Origin of the sequence: Trebonia sp., from assembly GCF_030042015.1 — a bacterium.
Lineage (GTDB): Bacteria > Actinomycetota > Actinomycetes > Streptosporangiales > Streptosporangiaceae > Trebonia.
This window is the reverse complement of the sequence record NZ_JASIAL010000395.1, coordinates 1-9,805: the sequence shown is the minus strand read 5'-3', so window position 1 is coordinate 9,805 and position 9,805 is coordinate 1. Positions and strand designations below refer to the sequence as shown.

At 68.2% G+C, this 9,805-nt stretch carries 11 protein-coding genes and 2 pseudogenes; 1 reads left to right on the top strand and 12 read right to left on the bottom strand.

The features are described from left to right. From rpsC to rpsL, 12 genes and pseudogenes are all read right to left on the bottom strand, one after another. Positions 1-688, bottom strand: a 688-nt coding sequence (gene rpsC, locus Q1N79_RS21515) for a 30S ribosomal protein S3 (RefSeq protein WP_300611695.1), incomplete at its 3' end; no start/stop codon positions are given. Next, positions 688-1,047 carry a 50S ribosomal protein L22 gene (rplV, locus tag Q1N79_RS21510; RefSeq protein ID WP_300611693.1) on the bottom strand — a complete coding sequence of 120 codons (360 nt, stop codon included), beginning with the start codon at positions 1,045-1,047 and terminating at the stop codon, positions 688-690. The genes rpsC and rplV, both read right to left, overlap by 1 nt. 31 nt (positions 1,048-1,078) lie before the next feature. Further along, positions 1,079-1,357 carry a 30S ribosomal protein S19 gene (gene rpsS, locus Q1N79_RS21505; RefSeq protein ID WP_300611692.1) on the bottom strand — a complete coding sequence of 93 codons (279 nt, stop codon included), beginning with the start codon at positions 1,355-1,357 and terminating at the stop codon, positions 1,079-1,081. Between the two features lie 12 nt (positions 1,358-1,369). Then, complete coding sequence (gene rplB / locus Q1N79_RS21500) at positions 1,370-2,203, bottom strand: 50S ribosomal protein L2 (RefSeq protein ID WP_300611690.1); 834 nt, start codon at positions 2,201-2,203, stop codon at positions 1,370-1,372. Positions 2,204-2,232: 29 nt separating this feature from the next. Further along, a complete protein-coding gene (rplW, locus tag Q1N79_RS21495) occupies positions 2,233-2,535 on the bottom strand; it encodes a 50S ribosomal protein L23 (RefSeq protein WP_300611688.1) in 303 nt (100 codons plus the stop codon). 77 nt (positions 2,536-2,612) lie between these two features. After that, positions 2,613-3,347, bottom strand: a pseudogene (gene rplD, locus Q1N79_RS21490) (50S ribosomal protein L4); the annotation flags it as partial. Between the two features lie 8 nt (positions 3,348-3,355). After that, positions 3,356-4,012, bottom strand: a complete 657-nt coding sequence (gene rplC / locus Q1N79_RS21485) for a 50S ribosomal protein L3 (RefSeq protein ID WP_300611686.1) — start codon at positions 4,010-4,012, stop codon at positions 3,356-3,358. 13 nt (positions 4,013-4,025) lie between these two features. Continuing rightward, complete coding sequence (gene rpsJ, locus Q1N79_RS21480; RefSeq protein ID WP_300611684.1) at positions 4,026-4,334, bottom strand: 30S ribosomal protein S10; 309 nt, start codon at positions 4,332-4,334, stop codon at positions 4,026-4,028. A 91-nt stretch (positions 4,335-4,425) separates the two neighbouring features. After that, positions 4,426-5,619: an elongation factor Tu gene (gene tuf / locus Q1N79_RS21475; RefSeq protein ID WP_300611681.1), complete on the bottom strand. Its 1,194-nt coding sequence runs from the start codon at positions 5,617-5,619 to the stop codon at positions 4,426-4,428. Between the two features lie 53 nt (positions 5,620-5,672). After that, positions 5,673-7,769, bottom strand: a complete 2,097-nt coding sequence (fusA, locus tag Q1N79_RS21470; RefSeq protein ID WP_300611679.1) for an elongation factor G — start codon at positions 7,767-7,769, stop codon at positions 5,673-5,675. A gap of 56 nt (positions 7,770-7,825) precedes the next feature. Further along, positions 7,826-8,296: a 30S ribosomal protein S7 gene (gene rpsG / locus Q1N79_RS21465; RefSeq protein WP_300611677.1), complete on the bottom strand. Its 471-nt coding sequence runs from the start codon at positions 8,294-8,296 to the stop codon at positions 7,826-7,828. A gap of 1 nt (position 8,297) precedes the next feature. Beyond that, on the bottom strand, positions 8,298-8,672 hold the full coding sequence (gene rpsL, locus Q1N79_RS21460; protein ID WP_300611675.1) for a 30S ribosomal protein S12: 375 nt from the start codon (positions 8,670-8,672) through the stop codon (positions 8,298-8,300). Positions 8,673-9,613: 941 nt separating this feature from the next. Between rpsL and Q1N79_RS21455 the strand changes: the two are divergent. Continuing rightward, positions 9,614-9,805, top strand: a pseudogene (locus Q1N79_RS21455) (serine hydrolase); the annotation flags it as partial.

The following is a 9,805-nucleotide window of genomic DNA, read 5'->3' as shown; positions in this document are numbered from 1 at the left end:
GGTCCCGGCCGGGGCGCTGGCCGGCCCGCAGCGCCGCCGCGGCGGCCTCGCGCTCGGCCCTGGTCTGCGCGGCCTCGCCGCGGTAGATCCACACCTTGACGCCGATCCGGCCGAACGTGGTGCGCGCCTCATAGAAGCCGTAGTCGATGTCGGCGCGCAGCGTGTGCAGCGGCACCCGCCCCTCGCGGTAGAACTCCGAGCGGGACATTTCGGCGCCGCCCAGGCGGCCGGCGCACTGCACCCGGATGCCCTTGGCGCCGCCCTTCATCGCGGTCTGCATGGCCTTGCGCATGGCCCGGCGGAACGACACCCGGCTGGACAACTGCTCGGCCACGCCCTGCGCGACCAGCTGTGCGTCGATCTCCGGGTTCTTGACCTCGAGGATGTTCAGCTGGATCTGCTTGCCGGTCAGCTTCTCCAGGTCGCCGCGGATCCGGTCGGCCTCGGCGCCACGCCGGCCGATCACGATGCCGGGGCGGGCGGTGTGGATGTCGACCCGGACGCGGTCCCTGGTCCGCTGGATCTCCACCTTCGAGATGCCGGCCCGCTCCATGCCGCGCTGCAGCATGCGGCGGATCGCGACGTCTTCCGCGACGTAGTCCTTGTACAGCTTGTCCGCATACCACGTGCTCACGAAGTCGGTGGTGATGCCTAGGCGGAACCCGTGCGGGTTCACTTTCTGGCCCACTAGCGGGTCCTCTCCCTGCTCGAGCCGTCACGCTCGTCGGAGACGACGACCGTGATGTGGCTGCTGCGCTTTCTGATCCGGTAGCCGCGGCCCTGCGCGCGCGGCCGGAACCGCGGGGCGGTCGGCCCCTCGTCCACCCAGGCACGGCTCACGACGAGCGAGGACGTGTCGAGCCGCGCCTGCTCGGCGTTGGCGATCGCGCTCGCCAGGACCTTGCCGACCGGGTCGCTGGCCGCCTGCGCCGCAAAGGTGAGCGTCGCCTGTGCCTGGTCGGCAGGCATCCCGCGGATGAGGTCCACCACCCGGCGGGCCTTGCGCGGCGTGATGCGCACGAACCGCGCCTGTGCCCTCGCTTCCATCTGCTGTCTCTCGCTCTCTTGTGTTCTCTCGCTAGCGGCGGCTGCGCCGGTCGTCGCGCACGTGGCTGCGGAACGTGCGGGTGGGCGCGAACTCACCGAGCTTGTGCCCGACCATCGACTCCGTGATGAACACCGGCACGTGCTTGCGCCCGTCGTGCACGGCGATCGTGTGGCCCAGCATCGCCGGAACGATCATGGAGCGACGGGACCAGGTCTTGATTACGTTCTTGGTGCCCTTGTCGTTCTGCAGATCCACCTTCTTCATCAGGTGGTCGTCGACGAACGGGCCCTTCTTCAGGCTACGAGGCATAGTCGAGTGCTCCTACCGCTTCTTCTTGCCGCGTCGGCGGGTGATCAGCCGGTCGCTGGGCTTGTGGGCCTTGCGGGTGCGCCCCTCGGGCTTCCCCCACGGGCTGACCGGGTGCCGGCCGCCGGAGCTCTTGCCCTCGCCGCCGCCCAGCGGGTGGTCGACGGGGTTCATGGCCACGCCGCGTACCGACGGGCGGCGCCCCTTCCACCGGTTCCGGCCGGCCTTGCCGAGCTTGATGTTGCCCTGCTCGGAGTTGCCGACCTCGCCGACCGTGGCCCGGCAGGTCGCGTCGACGAGCCGGATCTCACCGGACGGCATCCGCAGGTGGGCCACCTTGCCCTCCTTGGCCAGCAACTGCACTCCGGAGCCGGCCGAGCGGGCGATCTTGGCACCGCCGCCGGGCCGCAACTCGATCGCGTGCACGACCGTGCCGGTCGGGATGTTGCGCAGCGGCAGGCAGTTGCCGGTCCTGATGTCGGCGCCAGGACCGTTCTCGACCGTGTCGCCCTGGCTCAGCCCGGCCGGGGCCAGGATGTAGCGCTTCTCCCCGTCCGCGTAGTGCAGCAGCGCGATCCGGGAGGTGCGGTTCGGGTCGTACTCGATGTGCGCGACCTTGGCCGGCACGCCGTCCTTGTCGCTCCGCCTGAAGTCGATCAGCCGGTACGAGCGCTTGTGCCCGCCGCCCTGGCGCCGCGCCGTGATCCGGCCGTGCACGTTCCTGCCGCCCCTCGCGTGCAGCGGGCGCACCAGCGACTTCTCCGGCTCGGTCCTGGTGACCTCGGAGAAGTCGGCGCCGCTCGCGCCCCGCCTGCCCGGGGTGGTCGGCTTGTACTTACGGATTGCCATGTGTATTCAAGCTCCTATGGATCGCCCGGCTAGCTGACCGGGCCGCCGAAGATATCGATCCGGTCTCCCTCGGCGAGGGTCACGATCGCGCGCTTGGTGTCCGGCCGCTTGCCCCAGCCAAAGCGGGTCCGGCGCCGCTTGCCCGGCCGGTTGACCGTGTTCACGCCGGTCACCTTGACCCGGAACACGGCCTCGACCGCCTGCCTGATCTCGGTCTTGTTGGACCCAGGCGCGACGATGAAGGTGTACTTCCCGTCGTCGGCCAGCCGGTAGCTCTTCTCCGAGATCACCGGCTTGACCAGGATGTCCCGCGGGTTGCCGCTCTTGCTCACGACTCGTCCTCGGCTTCCTCAGCTTCGTCGCCCTCGGCCGGCTCGTCGGCCTTCGCCGTCTCGTCGGCCTTCGCCGTCTCGTCGGTCTTCGCAGTCTTGGCGGCCTTCGCGGGCTTGGCGGCCTTCGCCGGCTTCGCCGCACCGGCGTCGGCCACCTGCACCACTCCCGGGAACCCCGACCTGGTCAGGAACTGGTCCAGCGCGGTGTCGGTGAACACCACGTGGTCGCTGACCAGCACGTCGTAGGTGTTGAGCTGGCCCGAGTCGAGCAGGTGGACGCCCGGCACGTTGCGCAGGCTCTTCCAGGTCAGCTCGTCATCGGCGGCGGCCACCACGAGCAGGTGCGCCTCGCTCGGCCCGATCCCGGTGACGGTCTCGAGCACCGACAGCGCATCCTTGGTGCGCGGCTCGAACCCGTCGGTGAACGCGCTCACCACGTGCACCCGGCCGTGAGCGGCCCGGTCGGACAGTGCCCCGCGCAGCGCGGCGGCCTTCATCTTCTTCGGCGTGCGCTGCTCGTAGTTCCGCGGCACCGGGCCATGCACCACACCGCCGCCGGTGAACTGCGGCGCGCGGGTCGAGCCCTGGCGGGCGCGGCCGGTGCCCTTCTGCCGGTACGGCTTCTTGCCGCCGCCCCGGACCGCGCCGCGGGTCTTGGTGGAGTGCGTGCCCTGCCGGGCCGCGGCCTGCTGCGCCACCACAACCTGGTGGATCAGGGGCACGTTCACCTTGGCGGCGAAGATCTCCGCCGGCAGGTCGACGGTCGCGCCGGTCGAGCCCGACGGAGAAACGACGGTTACGGTTGCGTTCATCGCCCCTCCTACCGGCTCGTCGCCGGGGTCTTGACGGCGCTGCGGACCAGGATCAGCCCGCCGGAAGGACCGGGGACCGCGCCCTTGATCAGCAGCAGCCCGCGGTCGGCGTCCACGCCGTGCAGGGTCAGGTTGAGGGCGGTGGTGCGCACGCCGCCCATCCGGCCCGCCATCCGCAGGCCCTTGAACACCCGGCCCGGGGTAGCGCAGCCGCCGATCGACCCGGGCGCGCGGTGCTTGCGCTGGGTGCCGTGCGAGGCGCCAAGGCCGCGGAAGCCGTGCCGCTTCATCACGCCGGCGAAGCCCTTGCCCTTGCTCCTGGCCGTGACGTCGACGAGCTCACCGGGCGCGAACGTCTCGGCGGTGACCTCCTGGCCGAGCGTGTAGTCCGAGGCGTCGTCGGTGCGCAGCTCGACCAGGTACCGGCGCGGGGTCACGCCGGCCTTCATGAAGTGGCCCGCCTCGGGCTTGTTCACCTTGCGCGGGTCGACCTCGCCGTAGCCCAGCTGCACGGCGGCGTAGCCGTCGGCGTCCGGCGTGCGCACCGCGGTGACGACACAGGGGCCCGCCGCGACGACCGTGACGGGCACGATCTTGCCGTCGTCGGCGAAGACCTGGGTCATGCCGAGCTTGGTGCCCAGGACTCCCTTGATCTGCTTGGTCATTTTCGGTGCGTCCCTACAGCTTGATCTCGATGTCGACACCGGCTGGCAGGTCGAGCCGCATCAGCGAGTCGACGGTCTTCGGTGTGGGGTCGATGATGTCGATCAGGCGCTTGTGCGTGCGCATCTCGAAGTGCTCCCGCGAGTCCTTGTACTTGTGCGGTGAGCGGATGACGCAGTACACGTTCTTCTCGGTAGGCAGCGGCACTGGCCCGGCCACCTTCGCGCCGGTGCGCGTCACCGTGTCGACGATCTTCCTCGCCGAGCTGTCGATGACCTCGTGGTCATAGGCCTTGAGCCGGATGCGGATCTTCTGTCCCGCCATTTCCTTCGCTTCCTTGTGCCGCTGTTGTCCGGGGGCTTTCGCAATGTAGCGGCCGGGCCGGTGTGCGGCCCGGCCGCCACGTGACGGCTAGCTACTTGTTGATCTTGGTGACCCGGCCGGCGCCGACGGTCCGGCCGCCCTCCCGGATGGCGAACCGCAGGCCCTCTTCCATCGCGATCGGCTGGATCAGCTCGACCTTCATCTCGGTGTTGTCACCGGGCAGCACCATCTCTGTCCCCTCGGGCAGATGCACGACGCCGGTCACGTCCGTGGTGCGGAAGTAGAACTGCGGCCGGTAGTTGTTGAAGAACGGGGTGTGCCGTCCGCCCTCGTCCTTGGACAGGATGTAGACCTGGCCCTCGAACTCGGTGTGCGGGGTGTTGGTGCCCGGCTTGATCACGACCTGGCCGCGCTCCACCTCCTCGCGCTTGATGCCGCGCAGCAGCAGGCCGGCGTTGTCCCCGGCCTGGCCCTCGTCGAGGATCTTGTGGAACATCTCGACGCCGGTGACCACGGTCTTCTGCGCCTTCTCGCGGATGCCGATGATCTCGACTTCCTCGCTGGTGTGGATCTTGCCACGCTCGATCCGGCCGGTGACCACCGTGCCGCGGCCGGTGATCGAGAACACGTCCTCGACCGGCATCAGGAACGGCTTCTCGACGTCCCGGACCGGCTCGGGGATGTTGTCGTCGCAGGCCGCCATCAGCTCGGCGACCTTGGCGGCCCACTCCTCGTCACCCTCGAGCGCCTTCAGCGCCGATACCCGGACCACCGGGACGTCGTCGCCGGGGAACTCGTAGGTGGTGAGCAGCTCACGCACCTCGAGCTCGACGAGCTCGAGGATCTCCTCGTCGTCGACCATGTCGGCCTTGTTCAGCGCGACCACGATGTACGGCACGCCGACCTGGCGGGCCAGCAGCACGTGCTCACGGGTCTGCGGCATCGGGCCGTCGGTGGCCGCGACCACGAGGATCGCGCCGTCCATCTGGGCCGCGCCAGTAATCATGTTCTTGATGTAGTCAGCGTGACCGGGGCAGTCCACGTGTGCGTAGTGGCGCTTCTCGGTCTGGTACTCGACGTGCGAGATCGAGATCGTGATCCCGCGCTCCTTCTCTTCCTTCGCGTTGTCGATCTGGTCGAAGGGCGTGAAGGGGTTCACGTCAGGGAACTTGTCATGCAGCACCTTGGTGATCGCCGCGGTCAGTGTCGTCTTGCCGTGGTCGATGTGTCCAATGGTGCCGATATTCACGTGCGGCTTGGTCCGCTCGAACTTGGCCTTCGCCACTGGTTTCTCCTTGTTGCGATCGTTGATCTGGTCGTGCGGTTGTGGTCTGCCGGCTACTCGCCGCGTGCCTTGGCGATGATTTCCTTGGCGATGTTGGGCGGGACCTCGGCATACGAGTCGAACTGCATGCTGAAGTCGGCCCGCCCCTGGGTGCGGCTGCGCAGGTCGCCCACGTAGCCGAACATCTCGGACAGCGGCACGAGCGCCTTGACGGCCCGCACCCCCGACCGGTCCTCCATGGCCTGGATCTGGCCGCGACGGCTGTTCAGGTCGCCGATGACGTCACCCATGTAGTCCTCGGGCGTCCTGACCTCCACGGCCATGACCGGCTCAAGCAGGGCCGGGTCTGCGTACCCAGCCGCCTTCTTGAACGCCATCGAACCGGCGATCTTGAAGGCGAGCTCGGACGAGTCCACCTCGTGGTACCCGCCGTCGGTCAGCGTGACCCTCACGTCGACCATCGGGTAGCCCGCCAGCACGCCGAACTCGGCGGCCTCCTGGCAGCCCGCGTCCACCGACGGTATGTACTCGCGCGGCACCCGTCCACCGGTGATCTTGTTCTCGAACTCGTAGCCGCCGCCGTCGCCGCCGGTCGGCTCCACGTCGATGATCACGCGCGCGTACTGACCGGATCCGCCGGTCTGCTTCTTGTGCGTGTACTCGACCTTCTCCACCTTCCGGCGGATGGTTTCCCGGTAGGCGACCTGCGGACGGCCGATGTTGGCCTCCACCTTGAACTCCCGGCGCATGCGGTCGACCAGCACCTCAAGGTGCAGCTCGCCCATCCCCGCGATGATCGTCTGCCCGGTCTCCTCGTCGGTCCTGACCTGGAAGGTCGGGTCCTCCTCCGCCAGCCGCTGGATGGCGGTGCCGAGCTTCTCCTGGTCGCTCTTCGTCCTCGGCTCGATGGCCACGTTGATCACCGGCGCAGGGAAGGTCATCGACTCCAGGATCACCGGGGCGCCGATGGCGCACAGGGTGTCGCCCGTGGTGGTGTCTTTCAGCCCCATCACGGCCACGATCTGCCCAGCGGTCGCGGACGGGCGCTCCTCGCGCTTGTTCGCGTGCATCTGGTAGATCTTGCCGATCCGCTCCTTGCGGCCCTTGATCGAGTTGAGGACCTGGGTGCCGGTGTCCAGCGTGCCCGAGTAGATCCGGATGTACGTGAGCTTGCCCAGGTGGTGGTCCGACATGATCTTGAAGGCCAGCGCCGCGAACGGCTCCCCGGGGTCGGCGTGCCGCTCGACCACCTGCGCCTCGTTGCCGACCGCGTGCCCCTCGATGGACGGGATGTCCACCGGGCTAGGCAGGTAGGCGACGATGGCGTCGAGCATCGGCTGCACGCCCTTGTTCTTGAACGCGGACCCGCACAGCACCGGGGTGACCGCACTGGCGATCGTCGCCCGGCGGATCGCCGCGACGAGCTGCTCCTCACTGGGCTCGGCGCCCTCCAGGTACAGCTCCATCATTTCGTCGTCGTTCTCCGCGACAGCCTCGAGCAGCTTGTCACGCCACTCGCGGGCCGCCTCCAGATGGTCGGCCGGGATCTCGACGTCCTCGTACTTGTCGCCCTTGCCCTCGGTCTGCCAGAGCAGGCCGCGCATCCGGACGAGGTCGATCACGCCGCGGAAGTCGGACTCGACGCCCCACGGGAGCTGGATAACCAGCGGCGTGGCGCCAAGGCGGCTGGTGATCATCTCCACGCAGCGGTGGAACTCGGCACCGACCCTGTCCATCTTGTTCACGAAGCACATCCGCGGCACGCCGTAGCGGTCGGCCTGGCGCCAGACGGTCTCCGACTGCGGCTCCACGCCCGCCACCGCGTCGAACACGGCGACGGCGCCGTCGAGCACCCGCAGCGAGCGCTCGACTTCTATGGTGAAGTCGACATGCCCGGGCGTGTCGATGATGTTGATCGTGTGGTCACGCCAGCTGCAGGTGGTCGCGGCGGACGTGATCGTAATGCCGCGCTCCTGCTCCTGCTCCATCCAGTCCATGGTGGCGGCGCCCTCATGGACCTCACCGAGCTTGTAGTTGATGCCGGTGTAGAACAGGATGCGCTCGGTCGTCGTCGTCTTGCCCGCGTCGATATGCGCCATGATCCCGATGTTGCGGACCATCGCGAGGTCTACGGCGGTCTGGGTGGCCACAGTAAGCGTCCTTAGTTCTCGGTTCGTACGTTTCTCTCTCGCCGCTGGGCCCTGGGTTACCAGCGGTAGTGCGCGAAGGCCTTGTTGGACTCCGCCATCTTGTGGGTGTCCTCGCGGCGCTTGACACTCGCCCCAAGGCCGTTGCTCGCGTCAAGCAGTTCGTTCATGAGCCGCTCGGTCATCGTCTTCTCCCTGCGCTGCCGCGCGTACATCACGATCCAGCGCAACGCCAGCGTGGTGCTGCGCGAGGCACGCACCTCCACGGGAACCTGGTAGGTGGCGCCGCCGACCCGGCGGCTGCGGACCTCGAGCGTGGGCTTGACGTTGTCAAGGGCGCGCTTGAGAGTGACCACGGGGTCGTTGCCGTTCTTCTCCCGGCAGCCCTCAAGCGCTCCGTAGACGATCCGCTCGGCCAGCGAGCGCTTGCCCTGCCTGAGCACCTTGTTAGCGAGCGCGGTAACCAGCGGCGAGCTGTAGACCGGATCGGTGACAAGCTGCCGCTTCGTCGCGGGACCCTTGCGCGGCATCTCAGCTCTTCTCCTTCTTGGCGCCGTAGCGGCTGCGCGCCTGCTTGCGGTTGCGGACACCCTGGGTGTCCAGCGAGCCGCGGACGATCTTGTAGCGGACACCGGGCAGGTCGCGGACGCGGCCGCCGCGGACCAGCACGATCGAGTGCTCCTGGAGGTTGTGACCCACACCAGGGATGTACGCGGTGACCTCGATCTGGCTCGTCAGCCGCACCCTGGCGACCTTGCGCAGCGCGGAATTCGGCTTCTTCGGCGTGGTCGTGTACACGCGCGTGCAGACACCACGACGCTGCGGGCTCTGCTTGAGCGCCGGCGTCTTGTTCTTCGACACCTTGTCCTGGCGGCCCTTGCGGACCAGCTGCTGGATCGTGGGCAACCGAGTCTCCGTCTTTCCGTCGTGTTCCTATGTCAAGCTTGCTTGCCCGCCGCGTGCTCGCCCGGAAACCGGGGGTGCCGCAGCGACACCAGAAAATCGTCGGTTTCCCGCCGTTTCCACCCGTTTGACCTGCGCTTTTTCTCTCCCCGCCGACCCCCGAGGTCGGGCGTGTCGCCCTTAGCGGGAGTCAGCAGTCCGAAACCTTCTGGACTGCGGAGGGAGAGAGTCCACACGGCCAGCGGCGCAGCCACCCGTATCCGGTCCGATGGACCAACGTCTCGCTGACTGCTGGCACGCAGGCACCCGCACGGTGACGGGCACGAATGTAAAAGGTACCATCCGCGTGCCCGCCGGCCAAATCAACTTGGCCTATTCGCACGGCTTACCGTGAGCCAGTGTAGCCGCTCCCCGAGCCGTGCGCGGATGAAGTGAGTGAACCGTCAAGCATGCAAACTGCGTGGTGCCCGATTTCATTCCGCCGCCTGCCAGGGACTTAAGCCGCCCAGCCTGCCGGCGGACAAACCACCCATACCGGGCGCGGTCCGCGGGCGCTGCCCAAGATAGGACCCGAGCGGCATCCGGAAATCGGTATAAAACGGGCAATAAAGCTGCGGCCCGGGTCCTAAGTTCCCGATGCCGTCCCACTATCTGAGACGCCCGCCGGGCAGCCGCCCGGGCACCGGCCAGCCTGCCACGCCCTTGTCGCACTGCTCACACCCACATCAGCTGACCAGGTGACATGCACCCGAGGGAGCGGCGACACAGCCCCTTAACTTCCCGAGATCGCAAAAGGTTTGGCGTTGTGGGCCCCACCGCGAACGGGTTTCCTGCCGGGAGCTTAGCGAAGCGCAAAGGCGTGACTCTAGTGGCGGGGGAGGCGGTCACCCGGCCGAACCCCGGGGCTCCTGGCGGCCAACGGCAACATGAGGCACGCTGGTGCGGTGAGCGAACTAAAGGTTGAGGTCGACCCGGCCGAGGTGGGCCTGGACGCGCAGCGACTGCGGCGGATCGACGCGCACTTCGCGCGCTACGTGGACGACGGCCGGCTGCCCGGCTGGCTGATCACGGTGAGCAGGCACGGCCGCCTCGCGCACGTGTCCTGCCACGGGTCCCGCGACGCCGAGGCGGGCCTG

What these genes read in the sequence shown, in the direction of transcription:
- rplV (WP_300611693.1), bottom strand. Translation starts at nt 1,047, where the DNA reads ATGGAAGCGAGGGCACAGGCGCGGTTCGTGCGCATCACGCCGCGCAAG.
- rplC (WP_300611686.1), bottom strand. Translation starts at nt 4,012, where the DNA reads ATGACCAAGCAGATCAAGGGAGTCCTGGGCACCAAGCTCGGCATGACC.
- rplB (WP_300611690.1), bottom strand. Translation starts at nt 2,203, where the DNA reads ATGGCAATCCGTAAGTACAAGCCGACCACCCCGGGCAGGCGGGGCGCG.
- rpsG (WP_300611677.1), bottom strand. Translation starts at nt 8,296, where the DNA reads ATGCCGCGCAAGGGTCCCGCGACGAAGCGGCAGCTTGTCACCGATCCG.
- rpsS (WP_300611692.1), bottom strand. Translation starts at nt 1,357, where the DNA reads ATGCCTCGTAGCCTGAAGAAGGGCCCGTTCGTCGACGACCACCTGATG.
- rpsJ (WP_300611684.1), bottom strand. Translation starts at nt 4,334, where the DNA reads ATGGCGGGACAGAAGATCCGCATCCGGCTCAAGGCCTATGACCACGAG.